The organism is Vibrio sp. QJM3NY_15 (genome assembly GCF_057785995.1).
On sequence record NZ_CM173518.1, the window covers coordinates 526937 to 551496 of the forward strand.

The 24560-nt window shown below is 42.3% G+C and carries 15 protein-coding genes and 2 pseudogenes; 4 read left to right on the top strand and 13 right to left on the bottom strand.

Annotated elements, in window-relative coordinates; all coding sequences use genetic code 11:
* Window positions 1-85: 85 nt before the first annotated feature.
* From AC3CKG_RS18825 to AC3CKG_RS18870, 10 genes and pseudogenes are all read right to left on the bottom strand, one after another.
* Window positions 86-394 (bottom strand): annotated as a pseudogene (locus AC3CKG_RS18825) (cytidine/deoxycytidylate deaminase family protein); the annotation flags it as partial.
* Window positions 395-442: 48 nt separating this feature from the next.
* On the bottom strand, window positions 443-4342 hold the full coding sequence (locus AC3CKG_RS18830) for an esterase/lipase family protein (protein ID WP_488529782.1): 3900 nt from the start codon (window positions 4340-4342) through the stop codon (window positions 443-445).
* A 474-nt stretch (window positions 4343-4816) separates the two neighbouring features.
* The gene (locus AC3CKG_RS18835; protein ID WP_488529783.1) at window positions 4817-5242 is read right to left on the bottom strand and encodes a hypothetical protein; all 426 of its coding nucleotides are present in this window, start codon (window positions 5240-5242) and stop codon (window positions 4817-4819) included.
* Between the two features lie 149 nt (window positions 5243-5391).
* On the bottom strand, window positions 5392-5802 hold the full coding sequence (locus tag AC3CKG_RS18840; protein WP_102501600.1) for a hypothetical protein: 411 nt from the start codon (window positions 5800-5802) through the stop codon (window positions 5392-5394).
* Window positions 5799-8111, bottom strand: a complete 2313-nt coding sequence (locus AC3CKG_RS18845) for a hypothetical protein (protein ID WP_488529784.1) — start codon at window positions 8109-8111, stop codon at window positions 5799-5801. Before AC3CKG_RS18845 ends, AC3CKG_RS18840 begins: the two co-directional genes overlap by 4 nt.
* 11 nt (window positions 8112-8122) lie before the next feature.
* Window positions 8123-9823 carry a hypothetical protein gene (locus tag AC3CKG_RS18850; RefSeq protein ID WP_488529785.1) on the bottom strand — a complete coding sequence of 567 codons (1701 nt, stop codon included), beginning with the start codon at window positions 9821-9823 and terminating at the stop codon, window positions 8123-8125.
* Window positions 9810-11084, bottom strand: coding sequence for a site-specific integrase (locus tag AC3CKG_RS18855; RefSeq protein WP_248401603.1), 1275 nt, complete (start codon window positions 11082-11084; stop codon window positions 9810-9812). Before AC3CKG_RS18855 ends, AC3CKG_RS18850 begins: the two co-directional genes overlap by 14 nt.
* A gap of 147 nt (window positions 11085-11231) precedes the next feature.
* Window positions 11232-11573 (bottom strand): annotated as a pseudogene (locus tag AC3CKG_RS18860) (MFS transporter); the annotation flags it as partial.
* Window positions 11574-11706: 133 nt separating this feature from the next.
* The gene (locus tag AC3CKG_RS18865) at window positions 11707-12867 is read right to left on the bottom strand and encodes an aminoglycoside phosphotransferase family protein (protein WP_488529786.1); all 1161 of its coding nucleotides are present in this window, start codon (window positions 12865-12867) and stop codon (window positions 11707-11709) included.
* A gap of 11 nt (window positions 12868-12878) precedes the next feature.
* On the bottom strand, window positions 12879-13163 hold the full coding sequence (locus tag AC3CKG_RS18870) for a GNAT family N-acetyltransferase (RefSeq protein WP_029223601.1): 285 nt from the start codon (window positions 13161-13163) through the stop codon (window positions 12879-12881).
* Between the two features lie 274 nt (window positions 13164-13437).
* Here AC3CKG_RS18870 and AC3CKG_RS18875 point away from each other — a divergent pair, with 274 nt between their 5' ends.
* Window positions 13438-14184 carry a flagellar brake protein gene (locus AC3CKG_RS18875; protein WP_017111391.1) on the top strand — a complete coding sequence of 249 codons (747 nt, stop codon included), beginning with the start codon at window positions 13438-13440 and terminating at the stop codon, window positions 14182-14184.
* Between the two features lie 189 nt (window positions 14185-14373).
* On the opposite strand, the gene AC3CKG_RS18880 is transcribed toward AC3CKG_RS18875, so the two are convergent.
* On the bottom strand, window positions 14374-16734 hold the full coding sequence (locus tag AC3CKG_RS18880) for a Lon protease family protein (RefSeq protein WP_017111390.1): 2361 nt from the start codon (window positions 16732-16734) through the stop codon (window positions 14374-14376).
* Window positions 16735-16975: 241 nt separating this feature from the next.
* On the opposite strand from AC3CKG_RS18880, the gene AC3CKG_RS18885 reads away from it, so the two are divergent.
* Window positions 16976-17470, top strand: a complete 495-nt coding sequence (locus AC3CKG_RS18885) for a hypothetical protein (protein WP_017111389.1) — start codon at window positions 16976-16978, stop codon at window positions 17468-17470.
* 12 nt (window positions 17471-17482) lie between these two features.
* The gene (locus AC3CKG_RS18890) at window positions 17483-19111 is read left to right on the top strand and encodes an ABC transporter ATP-binding protein (RefSeq protein ID WP_488529787.1); all 1629 of its coding nucleotides are present in this window, start codon (window positions 17483-17485) and stop codon (window positions 19109-19111) included.
* A gap of 198 nt (window positions 19112-19309) precedes the next feature.
* On the opposite strand, the gene AC3CKG_RS18895 is transcribed toward AC3CKG_RS18890, so the two are convergent.
* Together AC3CKG_RS18895 and AC3CKG_RS18900 are read right to left on the bottom strand one after the other, a co-directional pair.
* A complete protein-coding gene (locus AC3CKG_RS18895; RefSeq protein WP_488529788.1) occupies window positions 19310-20323 on the bottom strand; it encodes a LacI family DNA-binding transcriptional regulator in 1014 nt (337 codons plus the stop codon).
* A 96-nt stretch (window positions 20324-20419) separates the two neighbouring features.
* Window positions 20420-23494, bottom strand: a complete 3075-nt coding sequence (locus tag AC3CKG_RS18900; protein ID WP_488529789.1) for a GH116 family glycosyl hydrolase — start codon at window positions 23492-23494, stop codon at window positions 20420-20422.
* A 64-nt stretch (window positions 23495-23558) separates the two neighbouring features.
* Between AC3CKG_RS18900 and AC3CKG_RS18905 the strand changes: the two genes are divergently transcribed.
* Complete coding sequence (locus tag AC3CKG_RS18905) at window positions 23559-24506, top strand: aldose 1-epimerase (protein WP_488529790.1); 948 nt, start codon at window positions 23559-23561, stop codon at window positions 24504-24506.
* The last annotated feature ends 54 nt before the right edge of the window (window positions 24507-24560 follow it).

Here is a 24560-nt window from a genome sequence, read left to right on the forward strand (position 1 = left end):
TTTCTGGACAGAAACGTTTTAGAACTGATGCTCTAAAAAGTTTCTGTCAGATTAGGAAAAGTATGTTGAGGCCTTAGGCTCTTTGTTATAGCGCAGAGCCATTAACCAAAGACCAATGATGCGGTATGAGATCTCGAAAAGTTTCAAAAACTAATTTATTCCCTTCTGTGGTTATTGCCGCTTTTACGTCACCGCCCCAGTGAACTAAACGTTCTTGGCAAATACCACAAGGTGATAAAACCAAAAACTCACCATTTTCGTCTTCGCGGCATAGACACAACGAATGCGTTACTGCTTCATTTAATTTGTGAGCTTCCAGATAAGCCCCAGCTTCCATGCAAAGTGATAAAGCATCTTTTTTTACATCTGAGGCAACACTAGTTAAAATTTTTCCGCATGCAGCAACTTGTTATATGACGCCTTTTAAATGCTTACCCTCATACTAATAAAGCCCAAGTCCATGCTCTTCATCTCGCTTCGACTCTTCAATTATTTGGCGGTTTATATATGCAATATGATCTTTAACCCAGAGCCTTACATTATAATTTTCATGTGCCATCAAGGGGCTTAGTGCAACTTTATCTGATTCTAAGTAGGGAACTAGAGAGCCTGACCAACCACGGGTTCCCATATTAGCGCTCAGTTCACTCGCTACCCGTTGGTCATTTCCAAAGTTCTCAAGCAAGGCGATAAACAAAGCCGAAGGCTGTTGCATCTCATCAACTGTTTCGATGACATTTAAACAACGGGCAACAAAAACTGGACCAATATCTGGTTGCTTTAAGCACCATTCCATAACGCTTTCAACTGGAATAACAGAAAATACACTTGGCACATTTCCTACCAAACTTGTTTCCCTATCTAAGAGCTGCTGTAACCAATACTTATCCATCCCTTCTGCTCGAACGATAGCCTCACCAAATATCGGCCAGATTACGTCACCATAGTCGCTCATTAGGCTTAACATTAAAGGTTTGGTATAAGACCAGATATCACCATGATTTAAGCCGAATTTACTCGCCGCAATTAACTGATTAGTTAGCGCAACAGCAAGCTCTTCATCTCGCTCTTTTAATAGCTTTTTAGCCATGTCATGCCAATGGTGTGTATCTGTTGCGCTGTTCTCTTGCCCTTTATGTAAAGGTACGGCTGTGACTAAATACTTAAGCTGATCTCTTAGCTCGTTGATGCTGTCTTTATTGCTAAAACAATACATATAAATCACATTGAGCGCAGACCAGCTTGCCTGTTCGCCCAGATCAGCTAACGGTAAGCAAAAACCGGCCATCACATCCGGTTCAATGCTGTCAGTCACACTGCCATAACTCAATTCATTCGCACTATTTGGCGATAACACACCTCGCTGAATGAGCTCCAGCAGATTATCTAAATGTGCCTTTTTAATATCACCCGTCCGTATAAAATCTGGATAAAGATGAACCAATTTCTCATCCGCAACTAACCGATCGATATTCTCTTGCCAAAGATCTTGCGACTGCTCAAACAAACCTCGATATAAACCTAAAACTAACCGATAGTTAGGCTTTTCAATGGCCGCTAAGCGCTCTAGAGCCAAACCAAGTATCGGCACAACATCAGTTAAGTCATGAGCCAATTGGTGGCCAAAAGCATAGGACTGCTTTTGCTCCCCCTGTAACAATAAGCCGAGGTGAGGGAGTAGCTCTTCAATATTATGGGAGAGTTCTGTCGCAAGTGCTTTCGCATTCTCTGCTGCCACATCAACGTAGTGACCATCCTCACCTTTATGGTGTTCCCAGGGAGGATTGGTTACCAAAATCTTTAACTTCTCGGGCAGTTCAGCTTCATCGGGGCTTAGCAGCTCTAACCAGTTATTCAGCGCATCAGTCGCTTCTTGCTTGATATCTTCTGAATCATACTCAAAAGTTTTTTTGATACTGTCTAGAGCTTCTGGCCAATAGCAGCCATTGATACTTACAACCTTCCTAATCGCCGAATCCAACATTTCAATACGGCCACGAGCAACAAAACCTCGAATTGAATGACCTATATCTGGCAGGACTTTTTCTTTTTGCACATCGCCCCGTTCAAAAAGAACCAACATTAAATCAAAAGCTTGTTGCCAGAAATCAAAAATATCTTGCCATAGCTCTGGCCGCCACTCTTCAAGCGGTGCTTTAGTCCCCTGAAACTCGGCCCCAACAGTTCGCGAGCCTCCATAAGTACTGATTGCTTGACCTAAAGCCTCAAGAACCACAATATCCATATCGGTCTGATTAACTGCAATAGCCCGCTTTAAGATATCAAAGCGAATATTAGGCTTCGCTTGCGTTCCAGATAGATGCACTCGAAACAACTGAGAAAACATACCCGTTGCATTGTTGCTCCAACTTTCATTTTCAGCTGAGGCCAGCAACAGCATACACCATGCTGATTTTTCAAATACATCCGCATGAAAACATAGCTTTTCTAATGCCCATACTAGGTTTCTTCGCGTATCACCACCTATAGCCTGAAGTTGTTCATGACTGTACTCAGACAAAACTCGGTATAAAGCATCGCTCGTTGACTCGGGGTTCACCTCAACAAATGCGCGGAAGAGTTTCGAACCCCTTTCTGTAAGCAGCTCCTCCGCTTGGACAAAAGGGCTTTGCCCCCCAAATAGCCGATCTGAAAATCTTTGAACACTCGGCTGGTCATCAAGATATGAAGCCTGAGTACAAAAACTCTGCATTAAGGAATCGGGAAGGGTATCAATTAGCTGCTTTTGACGATCATATGACGTCTCCTCCCACCATTCTGACGCCAATGTCAGTGCCAGCGGCTTAGGCACCAGTCTTGCGTACCGCCCCGCGCGATTTATGATTTGCCGACTGGTAAATATTTTTAATACTCTGTCAAATGTTTTTAGGTCAGACCCTGCAACATCTTCCGCAATATATTTAGCCTCTTCGCCGGCTGTCCCTTCGTCCGTACCAAAGACATCGAACAAGGAACAAGCAGATAACATTCCCTTCTCAACATCTGTTATACCGCCGTCACCATCTATTAATTTTCTTACGACAGAGCTACTTTCTATCGAACCAAGCAACCGACCCTCTTTCTGATACTGCCCCGCGATTAGAGTAGCCATAAGAGGATAACCTTGAGCAAACCGAGCTACACGATCAACGTCACTCGAATCCATTCCAACTAATATTGGGGATAGGACCTGCTTTATGCCCTCATCTGACAATGGGGAAAGTTGAATATGAATAGACTCATCAACTTGTTCATCTGAATAGCCAACTGTAACAAGTTTTAGTAAGCAATCTGTTTTATTGATCTCCTTGGCCAAATGGTTGTGCAAATCAATATTACAATTTTCAATTACTACTAGGCCATGAACACGATCTTCAACCATTGCCCGAATACTTTCTTTAATGGTGGTGTCGTAACCAGGTGCATTAAAAATAAGAACACAGGAATCATCAATAGAAGTAGATGCATCAATAGCTTCTAATAATAAGCGTGTCTTACCTAACCCAGATGCTCCTGTTAGCCTAATCACAGCTCGTTCTAAATTCATAGCAGCAACAAACGACTCAAAATCTTTTGTTCGATTTTCATCAGTCGCATAATGGTAACTATGATTTCTTTCTACACTTTTCCAGTCTTCAAGGTCTCGTGAGGCAGTATTTTTATACCTATTTACGGTATGTTCTTCCAAAATAAATTTTTTAAAAACAATATATGAAGATGATTCAAGACTTTCCGGTTTAACAATTGAGCTGTGATCAACATCGTTAATTGTTTCAACCTGATGATGCCTGAAGATACTCTTGGAACTAGAAGAAGATACAATGTCGTCATTTGCAGCGACAATGCTCATAATCTCCAGAGCATTGTCCAGCTCACTATCTACCCACTGATCATTTAAATCATCGAGTTCGCTGGAGTCACGACACAGACTTTTAAGATGCTGATTTCTAAATGAAATATACTTGCCAACATTTGCGAACCCTGACCCATCATGTGGAACGTCAAAAAAGCATACTTTTTTGATTTTATGGTTTATTTTTTTATCCTTCATGCGAAGGAGAAGTTTTTTCACCACTAAGCCACCCAAACTATGGCCAGCAAGAATAATTTCATCGTTATCCAAGTCGCACCGAGCTTTTATATCGGTGAGTAAGCCATTTGCTATATTCAGAATACTGGGGCCACGCTGATAAAATTGTTTAATTATATGGGGCGACTGATAGCCATATGAAACAATGCTGTAATCAAGGTCTGCATCCTGCTCAAGGAACTCTGGAAATCTTCCCCATGTTCCGTCGGAGGTACCGCCCAGCCCGTGGACGAGTATTATTTTTTTTCCCATTTTTAAACTCTAATCTAGTGAACTCTTAGGAAACGATAAAACAATATCGCTCTTCGTTTTCCAGCACACATACTTGGCTGCCACCGCCGATATCCATGGTGCTAAAGGCATATGACAGTGTCTTTTCAGCAGACATTGTCTTTATGATATTTTTAGAAAATACAGACACTATATCAACAACATACTGTCCTATAGGTCTTATCCTTTCTTCCACTCATAAATTGCAGAACATGTCTGTTTAATCATAAGTAATCAACAAGGCTCATAATCTGCTATTAGTATATGTAGGTCAAGAATTGACATGAGAAAGTGGTCAGGAATTGAATGTTAGATGATTTAGGGGCAAAGACGTGTTTGCCGAGATCGGCGTCAACACGTCTTTGGACAAAAGAATCTTAGAGTATTGGTTCTCACATGCGAGATTTAGATGAGACAATGTATTTTGAAGCCTTCAACGTTTGTTATGATTACGATTTAACCAAAATCACGTGTTACTTTTTCAAACTGACGCATGACAGGTGTTGGCTGAAAACCAAGCTTCCGATAATTCTCCAAACATGACTTTAGAACAATGAAGCTTTGGAATTGAAGATCAATATCGATCATTGTCTCCTCACCCTTGTCGTGGTGTTTGATTATGTTCCTAGACCAATTCCTTTCTCGAAGAATGATATTCGTTTTAGGGGTATCCTCTTTACGCCATTCTGCTTTGAAACGCTTAAACATAACAAAGAAAGCACTATAAGGCTCTGAGTTTATTGCTTCCACTAGCCCCTCACTCAAACTTTCAGCACTACCAGCTAAAGTAAGAGAACATATGTATTCTTTTTTCAGGTATAGCGAGCATGCCTTGTTTATCTGAATAAGCAATATTGTATTTTTATCGATTTTCTCTTTCATATACCGTTCTAAAAAAGTAGTTATAGCGCTTTGCTAAGGGGCGATTGACTGTTGGCTAAACTTGCGCGAAGCCAACAGTCAATTGTTTTTTGAAGTAGATTCAAGTGCAAATGTCTTATTGTGCTTTCTGCCGTCCGTTTGCCATTGAGCTAATCCACCTCTTCGAATAAACATGAGACATTCAAGTTTGGAAAACTGGAGGCATTTACAATAACTCTTTCGATCATCTCTTGCGCTAATTCATAATCACTTTTATAGATATCTCGCTCTGCGCGGCATCGAGCAAGTTCCTCACGAAGCTTTTTCACCTCATTGATGTCCTTTGATGTAATCGATGAGTCATCAGTTAGAATCACTCCTCGAATTTGATTTTTCTTAAATCTAAAATCTGAATAAATTGATGGGTATGTATTGATAATGGTGGTTTTTGTTACTTTAATACCCAAATCATTAAAAATCGCTTCAAGTAACGCATTCCAGGTAAACTTTGCGCCAGTCCAGTTGTGAATAAGAGTTCTCACCTTCATCACTTCATCTTTATTTAAGGCTTTAGCACTCATGTAGATATACCTTTGCTTTTCAGAAAGTCAGTCAAAACGCTCTTCGGTTTGCTCTCTATCTTAGACAATTCATCAATCTTATCGCTAAGCTCCTGTTTGAAATCAGGTAATTTTCTAATTATCTCACCAAGGCTAATCCGTTTAGTGATGTCATATAATTCAAAACGGATATTGGTCTTTCTAAACCCCATAAAGCGAATTAAAGCTCCATCTTCAATCTCGGGAGACATCATTAGTCCAAGTAATTCATGATAAAATGCAAGGCTTTCGGTCTTTTCCATAAATTGAAGCTTAGATAACTCACTCTTATGAAGGTTCTTTTTTTCAATAACCTGTTCTAACCACATCTCTTGTTGAGCTATATCACTTTTCATAGCAGTAATGGCAGCTTTGCTACCTTTGCAAAACGCTGCTTTTGTACAGTCAGCGCAATGATATTTGAAGTCCGATAAATGGGTGCAAGGTGATTCGGATAAGTCCTGCAAACAAAGCCCAACTCCCGTATCTGTTGCAGCCCTTTTTGTAAGTTCTTGGTACGCATTGGCTGTGATCACATTTGAGTGTATGTAGGAATAATCCTTATCTTGGTCGGTATGCCTCGACATTCTAAATGCGATTTCGTCATTAGTTAAGTGATCATAGTCAGCGTTAGTTCTTATATCTACGCGCCCAGAAGCAATTGCGATATGCTCGTCACTAACTTCAGACTCTTGATAAATCGTATTGCTATAGTGCCGGATCATATGAGGGGTTATCCCATATACTTCTGCGGAATAGCCATTGGATGTAAAAAATAGTCCAGCATTACAATGATTACATGGAGATATAGCGGTTCTAAACACTCCAGCATATTCAGTAGAGTCAATTGCAAAAATCGATGTGGAGAGCGGCCACGAACCTTTAGAGTTCAATTGGCGGCCAGTAAATATAGTAAGCGCATCCTTTAGTAAGACTAGGTTGCCGTTAGCATGAAGCCGGTAGGGGAAATTAGGGCGCATCTTCTTTAAATGAGCTATAAACTCTTGTTCAAGTTGTTTGGGGGTTTCAGCAGCAGTGATGCGTTTAATTCGTGGATTTTTATAATCACCAATAGTAAGCCCCAGTAAAGCAAATTTTTGTGACAGACTTTGGAAAGGGGCTTTAGAGTCCACACTGAATGGGTATCCTTTTATCTTTTTTAAATGAGAAGTGACGCTTTCAGGAAGCTCTTCGTATAGTCCCAATAAACTGCCCAACGTCCATAAGTCAAGAGGTTTTTCAGGATCAACGCCTTTCCAATCGTCTATTTTAATCCCAAATAAAATATTGTTCGCGGGTAAGTCTTGGTTTTCATAATAACGGGTCAAAGCTCTAGCTGGTGCGCCAGATTGGATTAGAAAATGAATAGCTTTTTCAACAAATGGAATTAGAGGACCATGAACATGCTTCTTATTTACACCAAAACCTTTTGATCCAGGGAAGGTTAAATTATAAACCTCTTGACCATCACTAGACTCTCTGCTGGATAGTGAATGCATAGTAAGGTAGGGATTTTCCGCAGCAAATCGCTGTGTGGCCGCAAGACTAAGCATATAAGCACTAGCAACATATCTATTTCTGGTATTTTCATAAATATCTATTTCTTGATCGGTTTCTGGCATGATTTTATGAAAAATAGATAGTGCTACAGCAATATCTTCGTCGGAGGGCATTTTTTTATTTAACCTCCTCGACACTTTTGCAAGGGTGCGATCTGGTGCGACTGAAGCTAAAGGCTTGAACAGTAAAAGGTCATCAATTGCACCGACAGACTGCAATGTTTTTATTGCCGCCAGAATTTTGCTCTCTTCGACATATTCTGAATTAGGTTTTAATGAGCCATCCATAAGCCAACTCATAAAATCACGATGCTTAGATGGCGTATATTGATAAATTTTTAAACTCTTTTCCTGCATCCACCCAATCCATTTTTGGAAATAGTGGCAATGCTCTTTAGGCACGAAGTGATAACCCGCTTTCTTCCTCTTCTCCTCGATAAATACGGTCAAAGCTTTACAAATATCATGATAATAAGAATGAAAAAGAGCATTTTCTTTTTCAGTAAGCCGAGCGAACTGCTTGTGTGTCTTAATCATTTCGTTTGGATATAAGTATCTATTGAAAATAGATACGCTGTGTCTCTTGAGGTTTCCAGCTTCATGGAAGAAGAACATATCGCTCCACGTTGCTTGAGTAGAATCCTCAGCATCCTTTACGGCAAAAAAATGAGACGGTTTGTTTTTTTGTTCTTCTATGAATTTTTGAAGCGCTGACTCATAGTGATTTATCATTTACAATACACCTATTCGTTGTTGCTAAGAGCCTTTAAAGCCAGATCGCAATAATGTATTGTTGCCGCTATTTTATGCATCTGATGCTCTAGCATCGCTAACTGGAGACCAGTATAACCAGCCTTTTTTTTGGCCTTATGCTTAGCCTTTACTATCGTGTAAAAATGTCGGTGATTGCCTGTTGCTAAAGGCTTAAAGCTATGGCATCCATAACACGATATAGGTTTAGTTTGAGAGCACCCTTTGCACATAGGTAGCGAGGCTGATTTTCCTAACTCCCCAGCATCTAGGTCTTCAATTGCTGCCTCATTCTCTTCAATACTGTTAGATATACGCTTTCTTAGTTCTTCGGCAAATACGCCAGTTGCAGCAGCCACAAGAAAGCCTGAGTCTGTTCGCTTGTTATCTATTTCAGCCTGTACGTCTGGGGGGATATCTATATAACTTTGTTTCACAGCATCTAAAGTGGAGTGCGTTAAGGATGCGGCAATCTGTTCTACGGGCACTCCTGCGGCACTTTGAACAGTACCAGCGTAATGCCTTAGCCTTCTTGAGTTTACGGTATATTCACTATCAGGGAGTCTGTCAGAACACGGTCTGAGAGTGGCTATTGTTCCAGCAATCAACCTCATTGCGTATGATTGACTCATAAACCAAGATGTATTTTTAACAGATTTAACAAATGCATGCTTGCATTCGTATTTCTTTGCTTCATTGAATAGCACTTCATTAATAACGAGCGGAAGTTCAATCATTAATGCGATTATTTCATCATCACTCATGTCAAAAGATGACTCGTGGACACTCTGCTTTAATAGGGCGAAATATTTTTCATAAAAGACTTTTAACTCCTGAGAAAACTCAAGAGAGACCGGAAATGGGCTGGCTACAGGCCTTACTAGTTCATCATCTTTTTGCTTAACGTAGCGAGGAAAGAAATAACCTTCTCCATTGAAAAGGAACGGCGCAGATTCGAAGTTATTCTGGGTGAAGTGAGACCATTTGATTATGCGTATTTGTTCTGGTCTCAGGTGGTAATTTATTGCAAGCCTCAATCCCACAAATTGATTTAACTTACCTATGTAAGTAATGCTCCCAGCTCCTTTTCCAAAACCGCTTCGCCAGTTTTGAAAGCGACTCTCATCAAGAACTACGGATGCCCAATCATTAAGCTTTATGACTAAATCAGTCATTTCGTAGCTGCTTAATGAGCCTGTTCGAATATCCCAAGGATCTCTTTTGGGACGCTTAAGGCTGTATTCTTTCAAGGCGTTGTTTACGTCAGTATACTTTCGGGGGTTTAGACGCGCCAGTGAAGAAAAAAATGCTCTAAGGTGGATTTTTTTTGAAAGAGCAGAAGAGCCTTCAACTGCCGAAGTTACACCTTCAATATCGAGGCTCTTAAGCGGGATGAGAACTATGGCATAAAGCATGTTTAACACATACATTCCTTTACTAGCCAACATTGATAATGTTTCTCTAACGACTAGTTGTTCATCGAATGTAAGATCGCTTTCATCAAGTATAGAGATAGGCACGAAGTCTTTAGCGCTATATCCGCTTCCTGTTTTCCATTTATCTGCATAAATATTATTTTCAAAACAATGCCCGGTATTTTTATCCATTGTGGTAAAAATTGCTTCATTGCCTTTTCGAGCGATTTCTTCATTGAGGCGCTGACTAATCGAAATTGATTGTCTACTTCTTGGCATCGTACATTTCCTTCTGGTGCTGCAAATTCACCTCTCCCATTCTCTTAACTGTTTCAAGTCTCGCGTACAATTGTCCCATTTGACTATTCCGTGACCAGCCCATGCCCTCCTTTCGCATCTTTTCTTTTTCATCAGCATTGAGGTTGTTGGCTTTTGCAATATCGTCGAGGTCCTTATTCCAGTGATGGCGAAGGCGGTGAGGGTGGATATGGAACCCAAGAACCTCTGTCAGCTTTTCAAAAATTTTGTTGTACGAGTTAAGTGATAAAGGAACTCCAGCGCTGTGATTGCGGCCACTTTTTTCCGCTACAAAAACAAACTCATGCTCACCTGCTGCCTCAAATCTCAATCTTGAGTTGTCGTAATGCTTTTTAATATCAAGCACTAGTTCAGATGGAAGAACCGCTATGTGCTCACGAGTTTTATGTGCTGCGCTGCGCTTACGAGAATCACTAGGGTCATTAGGAGTACGTTTCATGTACAATTTATTGCAATCGCCGCTAAAGTCGAAATCGCCTATCTTTATTTTAGCGACACCAGAACGCCGGAGTCCTGTTGCAATAATTACCCAAATAATAAGAAAATTCCTCAGCTTACTTTTTTGGAAAGGGTTGTTTGGGTTGTCAGGTTTGATTATTTCGACAAGTTGATCAAATTGGTTGTCTGTAAGCGGTTGTTTCAGGACGCTTGCATGAGCATGCGCTTTTGAGCGTCTACGCTTAGAATTACGCAATTTGTTAAGGATATCCTCTAGGTTGTACTGTTGCTCAATAGTTGGTTTTTTGATGTGATATTTAAAAACGAATTGTAAGTATTGATAAGCGATATCAATACGCCGATTGAAAGCTTCAGAACCTATCGGCTTCAAGCTCTTATTGCTTCCGCTATACATAACCTGATGAAGTTGCTTTTCGCTAAAATCTAAAGATCGCACACTGCCTTGCGAGTTACTTCGGCTAACCACGTAATGTCCAGCATCGACAGCTCTAAGTTTAGATGCCGATATATACAAGTTTATTTGCCATAATGACGGTAACTGACCGCACGAAACAAGCCGCTCTACATCAACATTCATTAGTGACATCAATTTAAGAAAATGGGAAAGAGCATACACTCTGGCTTCGTTAGATGCGTCCGATCCACTTTTAATAGAGTGGATGAATAGAGTCCGCTCAACTCCAGGGAAATGGGAGTCGTCCAAAAGAGCAAACATAGTCTTGCCGTTTGACTTCTTTGAGCGGAAAAACTTTAAATTTGTCATGCAACCAACATTTACGATTATTTTTTATGACATATCAATAACATTAGTAAGGGGAAGAATGGCCGTCAAGGTATGTGTGTCGTTTAAATCTTGGTTTTTATGGTTTTTTTCTGAATTGACATTTACGTTTTTAGTTGCGGTTTAGTTATAGTGAAAGCCCGTCGACATCAAAATCGTAGTCAGCAACAAGCCTGTGAGTGTAGGAAATAAACCGGTTATCGCCGTGCCCACGGTTAACATCGCCAGCGATATCAACATAAAGCGTTGCTCTCGAATGAAGGCCAACACAAACACCACGGTAAACGCTAAGAAGCCAGGGATCTCACGAACACTTTGCAACAAGCCAATATCGGCACCATCAAAGTTCGCTTTCTCAATCACGAAGTTATTCAACAGAGCCATCCAGCTCGAAAACGCGATAGGGACAACAATCGAAATCAGTAATAAGAAGTTTTGCGGCGTTTTCCAGCTCGCTGTTGATGCACTCATGACAGCCAAATCCTAAATAGTAATCCAGTATCATACTCCGGTTTTATGGCGATTAACAAATGATTAACTTTTGTTTTTCTAGTGTTTATACAGGGCATAAATGCATGGTGCAAAAAGAAATAAACAAGAGGTTCTATCGAGCATTGACGGACTTCTGTTCGTCTAATTGTTTAAGTACTCTTAAGGTCAATTGATCTGTGTAAGGATTAATCTTCCAGTGCTCTGGGCTCCAACCTTTTACGAAACGTTGAAAATCAGCCCACGCCACGTAAAACATAGGTCGCCACGCAGCTTCGATTTCATCAAACGAAAGCTGTGGCTGATAATATGCCAATGCCTCTTCCAAGTGTTGGAAGTAAGTCTCTAACATATATGACTCAAGTTCAGCGCAATCTTGCGACCTCACCGCACTGCTCATAAACAGAGCCACGTCTTTCATCGCACAACCATGACCCACATATTGAAAATCGACCGCAGCAGCGTTTTGGCTTTCTGAATCAAAACAGAAGTTAGCGAGCTTGGCGTCACCATGCACCAAAGTTGGATACGGACACTCTCTGAGTAAACGATCGATGTGTTGCGCTTGATTCTTCAATCGTAAATCAACCAAGGCATTGAACTCATCAGGACGAGTGTCTAAATGCCAGTAAGTACCTATTTCCCATAATGATGCAGACTTTTCTTGGTCTATATGGATATGCTTCGCATGAAAATTAGCAAGCCACTTTAGGCAGGCATCACGTTGTTTTTGCTCTTCTAGAGTGTAACCAAACGCCAGTTCAGACTGAGTATGTTTGGTCGCCAGATCGTCAGAAACAGTAAGCACATCAAACTGAGAAGTTAACGGAAAGCCGATCTCCGCTAAGTCTTGCATCACAATCAGCCACTCGTTCTCTTGTAACTCACATTGCAGCCCAACAGGCACAGGGCAGCGCTCATCCCATTGCTGAGTGAACGATTGATACCAAGCCGTTTCCACTTGATAAGAGTGCACCTTTCGCTGATGAGATAATTTGGTGTTCCAGCCTTTAGGGTGTTCGGCTTTATCTGGCAGTGCGACATGCTTAACGATCACACTCTTCAGTTCAGTCTGGCCTTTTTGAAAAAAGACTAAGCGAACTAACTCGCCATATCCGCCCCATAGGCGTTGAATCACTTGGATATCAAACCCTTGATGGCAACCCAGTGACGTCGCTATTTTTTGATAAAGCTCATTTTGATAAAGCTCGGGTTGATTTTGACTTGTACTCACTTTTGATTGAGCAAGATTGTTTGACGGTATTGATTGAGACATATAACTCGTTGCTATGCTTTATCGGATAGAAGATGCGACCATTGTTTTTGCCTGTTCATGTAGTGCACGACGTAACTGCACACTGGAACAATTTTAAAACCCGCCTGTTCAATTTCAGGTAATACCGATTCCATCATCACCTTGCCAAAACCTTTGCCTTGCAGTTCATCAGGGATACGAGTCGAAGTAATATGTAGCACGTCTCCATCCTTCTGATACTTAACAACCGCAAACTGATTTGGTTCTAGCTCAACCGTGATCTGGCTAGCTTGTTGGTCCCATTTTATGGCCTTCATTCTCAACTCCCGCAAATAATTGGTACGCCAAACAATAAAAGTTTGAAGTATCAGTTCCTTGTAATAGACTAACGCAAGTGCATATAAATAAAACTAAGTACTTACAAACACAATAAATAATTTAGAGTTACCTGCTTCATATAAAACTAGCAAATAAAAACATCACTCTATAAATTAATATAAAGTACTTCTGTTAAACCTAGCACGTAATAACACCTTGTTAGCAAGTTACCAATATAACTAACAGACGCATGTTGGCGCATGGAGAAACATAATGAACGCACCACTGAAGAAGCCTTTGGAGCATAATCAGGCACTTCAAGATCCTCGAAATCGCACTATTTCCACGATTAATAGTACCGATGCCCTTGCCATGATTGAACACGGCAGTGAACTGACGTTAAACGTATCGACTCCAGTCGGCACTAAATTTCTAGCGACCACGAAGTTTATCGGCACACACAGTGAGAACTGTATCTTGGTTGAAGTCCCTGAGGTTTCAAGCGATGACTTACGCTTTTTCTTCCAAGAAGGTTTTTGGATGACGGCCAGAGCTTATTCCTTAAGAGGAGAAGGCGCGCTTATCCACTTTAGATGTCAGATTCATCATAATATTGGCGAACCTTTCCCAATTTTGGTGTTATCGACCCCAAGTACGATGCAAGTGACTCAACTTCGTAAAGAAACTCGTTATGAAGTGAATTTAGACTCCAGAATCATCTTTAATGATCAGCGAATGAATTGTGAGATACGAGACCTTTCGAAAAGTGGCTGTCGCTTTGTCACATCACCAACCTCACGACCAATTCAGATCGCCGATAGAGTATCTATCGAAATCACCCCTGGAAACTACAACGGTCCGTTTATTCCTCCGCTACGAGGCATAGTGTGTAACTTACAAAAATCGACACACTACGCACGTTACGGCGTCGAATTTGATGATATCGGCCGTGCCAATGCGAAGAATCTACTGGGTAAACTCAAATTCGATGGCACTAAGCTTCGTTTACGTAATGCTTAAGTGTTCGTCAGTTCCGATTTAACATCTTTCTGAACGCCTCTCTAAACGTCGGAAGATTAAAGAGCCCAAACAAAAAAACAGCCATCGATAATATCGATGGCTGTTTCGTTTTAGCTAAATCAAAGGATAACGGTTATTTATCCGGTCTTATTTAGCTAACGCGTTGAGCTGTTTATAACGCGTATTCAGCTACTTACGTAAAGCATTGAGCTTAGCTTGAGCGATACCAAAGATAGTATCGATAGGATAACTCCCCTCATCGCTCGCCTCACCTGCCGCTTTACCTGTGAACAGCTCAATCGCTTCAGTCACATGGTCAATCGCCCAGATGTTGAACTCGCCCTTTTCAACCGCTTTGACGATGTCGCTGCGCAGCATCAGGTTGTGAACGTTAGAGCGCGGAATAATTACCCCTTGCTCATTTGAACGTCCTTTGATTTCACACACATCAAAGAAGCCTTCAATTTTCTCGTTCACGCCACCAATTGGCTGAGATTCACCAAACTGGTTCATCGAGCCAGTAATCGCGATGTCTTGACGGTTCGGCTGTTTAGAAAAAGCAGACACTACCGCACAGAACTCGGCCATACTCGCACTATCCCCATCCACGCCACCATACGATTGCTCGAAGGTAATATTGGTCGTAAGCGGGACTTTCGCTGTTTTACCAAATACCGAAGAAAGATAAGCCGATAAGATCATCACCCCTTTCGAGTGAATGCTGCCACCTAAGTCTACGTTTCTTTCAATATCAATCACCTCACCATCGCCGTAAGCTGTGGTGGCAGTAATTCGGTTTGGCGCACCGAACATGTGATCGGTGGTGCTGAGTACTGACAGAGCATTAACCTGCCCGACAGCCTGACCATCAACATGTATCAAAGTCGTACCGTTGGTAAACGTCTCCATTACGCTGTCTTGCAGTCGCCCTACACGCATCTGTTGGTTAGACAGTGCTTGGTCAACGTGGGTAGAACGAATCAGGTTCGACTTCGCCCCTCTCGCGACGTAGTTAGACTCACGAAGCAGGTTCGCAATGTGTGCAGAATGCAGCGATAACTTGCCTTGGTCACCGGCCTGACGTGAGCTGTGCTCAATGATGCGAGCAATCGCTTTACGATCACAATGCAGCATATTGTTGTCGTGCACGATGCTAGAAATGAAGCGTGCGTAATGCATCTCAGAATCCGCAGTACGCTTCATCTCATCTTCAAAATCGGCCGTCACACGGAACAGTTCACCAAACTCCGCATCGTAATGCTGCAGCAGTTGGTAAGTGCGATAATCACCAAACAAAATGATTTTCACATCCAATGGAATCGGTTCTGGATCAAGCGATACTGCACCCGTTAAGGTCACCTCTTTCTCCAGTGAAGCGAAGCTCAGTTGACGTGAACGAAGCGCACGTTTAAGCCCTTCCCATACATACGGTTGCTCTAACACTTTCACCGCGTCCATCAGCAATACGCCGCCATTAGCTCGGTGTAAGCTGCCCGCACGAATCAAAGAAAAATCGGTAAATACCGTGCCTTTGAATGTCGCCGTTTCGACATAACCAAACAGCGAGTGATAGTTCGGATTCTCTTCGACCACAATCGGCAGAGACTGCTCTTTTTGGCTAACAATGACGTTAACTTTGTAACGACGTGGCATTTTCTTATCAAGAGAAGCCGTCGCGATTTCAGCTTGCTCAGTGCTCTCTTCTAAGAAAATATCCGCGTTTTCGACAATATCCTTACGCAGTGCCGTGAGGTACTTTTTGATCTCTGGATATTGGCTGTAATCTTGCTTCAACTGCTTAACAAAGTGGGTAATCACATCCCTTGCTGTATCATCATTCAGCTTTTGAATTTTCTCTGTGTACGTCTCTTCAAGCTCAGTCAGCTCGCGAGAAATCGTTCGTAACCCCACCTCTAATCCATCAATGGTTTTATCGAACTGATCTTGTTCTTCCGGCGAAAGCAAATCAAAGCTCTCTTCGGTATGAAGCTCCTCGCCGTTCATTGCAACAAACTGGTAGTCGCCCTGAGTGGTAATCGTTAGGTTAATACCCTTTTCTTTCGCTTCTTGGCTAATGCTTTCTAGCGCTGCTTGCTGTTTGGCTGCCAGCTGGTTTTTAAGCCTGTCTGCACGGCTAAAGTACATCTCGTTATCAAACGCAAGAGGCATACCTTTAAGCAATTTGCGCATCAATTTTTCGATATCTTGCTTTAAGTTGCTGCCAACGCCGCTCGGTAACTTGAGCACTTTAGGTGTACGAATGTCTTCAAAATTCGCGATGTAACACCAATCAAAAAGCTCCTCGACTTCTTGAGGATGACGGTTGAGATAACGCAAGATCATGGTTCGTTTACCGAGACCATTGCGTCCTATCGCGTAAATGTTGTAACCCTTTTCCTTAATTGACATCGCGAACTCAACGGCTTTTTGCGCCCGTTCTTGCCCGACGATCTCGTCAATTGGAGCCAGTTCTTTGGTCGACTTGCAGGGTAGCTTCTCTAGCTCTGCTACCTGATACAGCTGTTCTGTATTGAGTCTTTGAATCGCCATGGCCGCCTCCTTAGTCCTTTATTACTTGGGTGTAGATAAAATCAGTGTAGATGTAATTTCCTATAAATTTAGTGACTTACGCAACATCGCTGTTCAACTGAACAAATAACACACAATTTGAGCCGATTATTAAGAATAAAGGGTTATTTTATTTACCAACCTAACATGTAAATGATTTTAATTTGCAATTGATAATAAATATCATTAACATTTCCTGGTATTATAAATTGAGGATGTGGATATGGAAATTGAACGATGCTGGATGCACTACCTAAAAGCTGAACAGTTAATGGAACAAGGTCACTGGCCTGAAGCACAACGCCTTTATGGTGATGTTCTCAATTCTCTTCCTCATCACATCCAAGACGCGGCGTACCAAAGCGACATCAAACCCTGTCAGTTTGCTTGTCTATTGGCAGGGCTAAGAGACGCAAGCGTAGCTCAATCAGAAATTCTTAACCGTCAGGGGCTGCAACAGCAAGCCTTCGACACATTGAATCAGTCTTACGCACTGATGCAGTTTATCTCTCTAGAAAGCACTGAACTGATTCAACGTACTTATTCACTATTGGAAAAGCAAAGTGAAGACCTACTCAATCACTTGATCGCTTTTTGCAGTGCTCAGCGCAGCTCACATTGGATGCTTGAGCTAGAACAAATTCAGCGTGCTCATCACCATTTTGGGCAGCTAAAAACAACGTCAGAAGTTCAATCTTCACCTAATGTCTTAAATTGATAAGGATATATCATGTCGGACCGGGCCATTCTCAAAGTCAATAACCTCTCCGTTAGCTTCACAACCAATGATGGAATCATTGATGCGGTTAAAAAGGTTAACTTTACCCTTAACTCCAGCGAAACCTTGGCCATTGTTGGTGAATCGGGTTCAGGTAAATCAGTTTCTTCCAACGCACTGATGCGTTTGCTCCCTGATAACGCCATTATTGACCCTCAATCTCAAATAGAGTTTGAAGGACAATCGATACTCGAAAAAACCGAACGCCAAATGCAGTCAATTCGGGGCGATAGAATCGGTATGATCTTTCAAGAGCCGATGACCTCTTTGAACCCATATCTGCGTGTAGGCATTCAAGTGGCAGAAGCCATCATGTGTCACCGTAAGGTATCGAAGTCAAAGGCCAAGCAGCGCGTACTTGAGCTGTTTGAGCTTGTTCATTTGCCAATGCCAGAGCAAGCCTACACTAAGTATCCTCACGAGTTTTCTGGTGGTCAGCTGCAACGCATCATGATCGCAATGGCCCTGATTAATGAGCCCGACATTTTGATTGCCGACGAACCAACGACGGCATTAGATGTGACGGTTCAGGCGGAAGTGCTTTCTTTGATCAAAGAGATTCAAAGCAAGATGGGCATGGCGATTTTATTTATCACCCATGACCTTGGCGTAGTAAAACACTTTGCAGACCGTGTTCTGGTGATGTGTAAAGGTGAGCTCGTTGATGAAGGGATGACCCAAGCTTTATTCGAAAACCCAAGACACGATTACACACGCATGCTAATTAACTCAATTCCGAAAGGCGCTAAGGTTCCTGTTGAGGCATCAGCCCCAGAGCTATTATCTGCCGACGACATCCGAGTTCAATTCTTGGTTAAATCACACTTCATCAAGAGCAAAAATCAGTATTTCGAAGCCGTAAAAGGCATTTCGTTGAACCTTAAACAAGGCGAAACGCTAGGCATTGTGGGTGAATCCGGTTCAGGAAAATCAACACTGGGACGAGCGTTAATCGGCTTGCTGCCAAGTACCGGACGTATTGTTTATAAAGGCCAAGATGTCAGTTTATTAACCGACAAAGAACGCCATAAACTCAAGAAAGATGTACAAATGGTGTTCCAAGACCCTTATGGTTCTTTGTCACCACGTATGACAGTTGGGGAGATCATCACCGAAGGCTTAACGGTGCATCAACCTCAACTCTCTAAGAAAGAACGATTGGAACGAGCACGCAAAGCGCTGATTGAAGTACGTCTAGAACCGAATTCAATTAACCGCTATCCACATGAGTTCTCGGGCGGGCAAAGACAACGTATCGCGATTGCTCGTGCGCTGATTCTTGAACCTTCTTTTATCTTGCTGGATGAACCAACTTCGGCACTCGATCGCTCAGTACAACTGACCGTGATTGATCTGTTGAAAGACATTCAAACCAAGCACAACATCGGTTTCCTTTTCATCAGCCATGACCTCTCGGTAGTGAAAGCACTTTCGGATCGTGTTTTAGTAATGCAGAAAGGGGAAGTGATGGAAGAGGGCTCTGCGGAAGAGATTTTCAATGCACCGAAAAATGACTACACCAAGAAATTGATTGAGGCGTCATTCGACTTAGAAAATAAATCGAAAAAAAATGCCGCTTAAATTGAACTAATTAACATTAACAGCGTCTTATAAGTACATTCTGAATAATCTCCTAATGGATTGAAATCTAGAATGGATATAGCAAAACTGGTTTGGCCGCCAAAAGAGAAATGTCGCATGGATGCGACATTTTTCGTTTCTGGAAGGAAATAATCGCCCAAAGGCCTTAGTCACTTCACTAAATCGGACTGTTCTCTTCTAACGATACAGAGACTTGGTCGACTCTCTGACGATTAAATCAATCGGTGGTAATCGCGCTTCATGCCTCTCGCCAGATAACAAATTCAAGATCGACTGAGCACACACTCCACCAATCTCTTCAATCGGCTGTCTTAATGTCGTTAAAGCTGGCGTGAAATACTTAGACGTAGGCAAGTCATCAAAGCCAATCACCGACACATCTTCTGGCACTTTATAACCGTGATCATGCAATGCCTTAATCGCGCCGTAAGCGGTTTGGTCATTAGCAGCAAACAAGGCTGAGAAGTGAACCTTAGATTCAATCAACTCTACCGTTTTCTCATAACCAGCCTCACTGCTGAAATCGCCCTGTTTGACGAGTTTTGGCATCACTTTAATCCCCGCCTCTTGAAGTGCTTTCTTATAGCCTTCAAAGCGATCTCCCGAATCAGGTTGGCTTGAAAGACCCTTGATATGAGCAATGTTCACATGCCCTTGTTGCAGTAAGTGAAGGGTCGCCATGTAGCCGCCCAGCACATTATCAATGTTGATCGTGCGGATGTTGTCATCAATGATGTCATACCCCACCGCCACGACAGGGATGTCTTGTGCATATTTGGCGATATCTTCTTTACTCACGCTTCCGGTCACAATGATCATGCCATCAACATTACTTTTCGCCAGATACTCCAGTGCATGTAATTCCAGTTTTTTCTGCCAATGCCCTGTCGCAATCACCAAAGAATAACCTTGAGCTATCAGAGTTTTCTCCATGTCGTTGAGGATACGACTGGTGTAGGGGCTATCAGGGTGTTGTACCAATACACCAATAGTAAGCGAGCGTCGGTTGGTGTTTTCTTGCATTTGGAAGTTAGGTTTGTAGCCCGTGTCTTTAATGGCTTGCTCAATGTTTTGGCTTTTATCATCCGACACATAAGTGGTTCGATTAAGGAAGCGAGACACCGTGCTGGGAGAAACACCAGCCAGTCTTGCTACATCGTATACTGTTGTTTTTTTTGTTTTAGTGCGCATCTCGATACCCTAATCAAGTGACATTTGGGGAGCTTTAAGCTCCCCATCAGTTTCAACCTGCATACCACTGCTTTCGTTGAAAATCGTGTCATTAAGTTAATACAAGTAGGCGAAGATCATCCCCGGTCTAAAGTAACGACCAGCCGTGTATTTCAAGCCAGTACTCAGTAGCCATTTGTGCAAGCCAGCCAGCTTTTCTAGCGGGATTTCACCGCTCAACATTTTAACAAAATTATCAGTATCTTTCGTCAATGTTGGGTTGATACGACCGTCAGACAGCACACAGTTTTGATATTTAAGTACACTTAGCCAGTTTTTCGCATCATTTTGCGACAATTTAAATGCTTCTATAAGATCGTTCTCATTGACAGACACAGAGCAATTGAACCCCTCTGGCGCTGCAAATGGGATTTTCGAATAGTCATAGAGTGCGGTATACACGGTATCCATCAATGTTTCTGCTTGCTGCGATTTACCCGCTAAATTCAACGCTGTTGCCACACTAAACTGAACACCAATCCACACATCTTGTGCCTGAAATGCTTCATGTGGTGAGCCATCGGCTAACGTCATATTCGCAACACCCAACTCAGGACTGTTAATTTCGAAGTTATGCTTATAAACATAGTCCAATGCGCGTTGGATATTCTCTTGCGGGAAAATACCGTCTAAACCGATGAGCTTTAGGTAGCTGTCGGCCAACAAGGCATCGCCAAAGCTGTTGTCGGAATCTGGCACTAAATCTAAGTATTCTTGTGTAAAGGCTTGATGCGCGGTCTCACTCAGCAAGCGTTTCTTAGAGACTCTCTGAGACACTTTACTGATGTTGATGGAGGTATCCGTTTCATTGAGATAGGTATTGAGTGTGCTCTTGTCAGCAATCGCATCGCCCGTCAAAGTCAGGCCTAAGATTTCCAGTGCTTGGTAGCCTTCACCTGTTAAATGCTTGGCTTGAACGGGAGTGACGAAGAAATGGTAGTAGCCTTCTTTTTCATCCCACAAGCTTTGCTCAACTGTCGCCAGCGCCTTTTTAGAACGCGTTAAGTAACCCGCAGCTAACTCGCTTTCATTCATCAATTTTGCAAGTTCGCTTGCTGCTTGCAAGCCAGCAACCCAAAGGCTCGCGCAGTAAATAGAGATGCCGTGAGACGCAAGGTTATCAAAGGTATCGTCTGTGCCACGGGTTAGCGGTAAATCATCGCCCTCAGCGATCAAGTTCGATAAAAAATCGATACTCTCAGTCACAGCCTGCCAGCACTCTTTAACCACAGAGAGATCTTGGGTGTTTTGATAATGACGGAACACCATCAAGATGTATTTCGGCGCTAGGTCCTTCCATTCTTTCACGTTGTGCCAACTGTAAGCGTCTGGCTGGATGTCGAATGGGCTGCCCAAGTCGTGGATTACCGCACCTCGAATGGCGCGCACGCCTTGGTACTTGTCATCAATCAATTCGGCATTAGGCGTCGCTTCGTATTCCCAGTATCGGCGCTCGGTAAAGTCTTCCGCCAAAATGGCTTTCGAGAACTCTTTCATCACACAGCCATCAAGCTCAGGCAACAAATATAGCAGTGAGAATGAGCCGTAGAAATACACGTCCAGCGAGTTAAAGAATGGGTAGTCGACACACTCTTTCACCAAGAACTTATCTTCTTTATCCCATACCGTTGATTCGGCTAGGAAGGACAATGAGTTCATTGCCATCGTCGCATAACGCAATGCCGATTCTGGCTGCGATATCTTGCTTTGAGCTTGCTCTAAGAAGGACGTTTGTTGCTCGACGATCTGTTGCTCAATCGCTTCTAGCCCTGGTAATACATCTTCTAACATCGGCAGAGCCGGCTTCGCTTGCGGGTAAAACTGCGTGTAAGCCTTATCTGAATACCAGCCATTAAGCATGACTTTGCTGTGCGCCATTACCTGTGCAAAACGCAGATCAACAGACTCACCCGCTTCCAATTCAACCTGAACCACCACCAATGCGCTCAGAGCCTCACGCCCAGTGTAGATGCCGGTCTGGAACTCAGTGTTTGTGCGGCCTGTTTTCAGTGCGAACTCTGTTTGTTGAGCACTCTTAGAGGTGTAAAGCGTTGGCTTAACAGAAATCGAGACCTTGCCAGATTTCGTCAAATGGTTATCCGCTTGAACACCAAACACCACTTCGCCTTCAATATCGCTCTGATAAGGCGATTGGCTCGACAGCTGAACACCCGTAAAACTGTGACTTTCGCCTTTTAAGTTAACCACTTCATGCTGCTGAGCGATCGGATTTTGAGATAAGGTACACGCCGAATCTTGAATGCCATCGCGACCTTTTTGATAGGTTGAACCAATCAAGTTTTGTAGCGGTTGAGCAAGCGTAATCACGCGCGTTTGCGCTGAATTATTGGTTAATTCGAAGTGATTCCAGTGCATCGGTAAAGAACAAAGGCGCTTGTTCTCTTTAACGATCGGAGAGACTACCTTACGCTTTATATTAATATCTTCGAAGCTACTGTATTTATATTCAGCCAATGGATATAAAGCTTGATATTCTATATCACTGCCATTAACACTATCTATATCATTATTATCACCCGCGGTAAGCGATAATAACTTCGTTGTATCATTTGTTAATAAACCATTAAAGAAATCTAAGGCTACATATAATTGACAAATTGTTGAAGCTGAATCTTCTTCAATCAATAACTGAGTCTTATTTGAAAATTCAACGTTCCACTTTGTAAAGTTAGCTTTATTTTCTTGGTAGAAGCGACCATTTTGTAATGCTGCTCGAATCAGGTTAATCGCATTCGATATGTTTTTGCTTTCGATCTTGTTGCCATCAAACAAGGCAGGATAAAAGTTTAGGTGAACACTCAGCTCTTGTTCATTAAGGACTTGCAGCGTATCGATAGTCGGCACATTCATCATCGACGCATAAAAATCATTAAAATTAATAACTTGCTCTGAACAATCAACAAATATTCCCGGAATAAAGCTGAAATTTGGTGTTTTGCCGTTTGGCGTCAGTGTAAATGTGTTGCCAATTCCGCCCACCGCCATACCGGTATTTTCTGGTGTCGTAGAAATTGGCGTGTACCAAGGTTGAATAAATTCAACTGCATCACCTTTTTTACATAAGTGTTCCGAATTTCCTGAGTAGCTCGTATATGGAATTTTATTATTCATTTTAAAACCGCCATTGAATATTTTTTTCTTCTTGTTAATATCTTTTTAAAATGGAGACATCAACATGTTTAAAATTATAAATGAAAAATTTGGAAATATTGACTCAGTCACATTAATAAACCACCAACATGGTATAGAACTTCAAATAATCAATGGATTTGGTGCTGTTATTAATAAATATACCGTAAATAACAGTCCATTCTCTTTTATTTGTGGTTATCAGAATTATGATGAACTGATCAACCAACATCCGTTCTTTTCCCGCAGTGCTAAATTATTCCCTTTTCCAAACCGTTTAAACTTAGGTCGTTACAGTTTCGAAAACCAAAACCATCAACTCCCAGCTAACTTTCCATGGTCTGATCACGCCGTACACGGCCTGCTCTACAACCAACCTTTTTCAATCACAAACAGCGTAGCCACTGAAGAATCCGCCAGTGTGACGTTGCAATATCAAACGTCATCTTTGCATCCTGCTTTCCCGTTTGCGTTCAACCTTGCAGTCACCTTCACTATCGATATCACGGGTAAACTCACTTCCTCAACGACCGTCTCTAATCTTGGTGATTCTGCATTCCCATTCGGTGATGCTTGGCACCCTTATTTCTCACTCGGCACTGAGCTAGCGCAATGTGGACTCGCTATGTCACCTTGCTCTGAGGTCATTCACGAAAATGACCTACCCAATGGTGAAAAACTGGCTTTTGACTGTTTGTCTTTGGGTGATTCACTCGCCAATCAAAGCTTAAATCACTGCTTTGAATTTGATTCCAAGACAACCAACCAACTTGCGTTTACGCGCTCAGATTCGTCAGCCGCTATTCGCTATCAACAAGATGCAAGCTACCCATTCGTTCAGCTATACACGCCGACTAGCGAACAAAGTATTGCAATAGAACCAATGACTTGCCCAGCTGATGCATTCAATAACCAGATTGGCTTATTGACGCTTAGCCCGGACCAATCTCAGACCTTTACTTGGCAATGCCAAGCCAGCTATCAACCACAGTGATGCAACCAAAATAAAGCGATACTAAAGAGAAACCAAAAAGCAATAAAGGGCGCA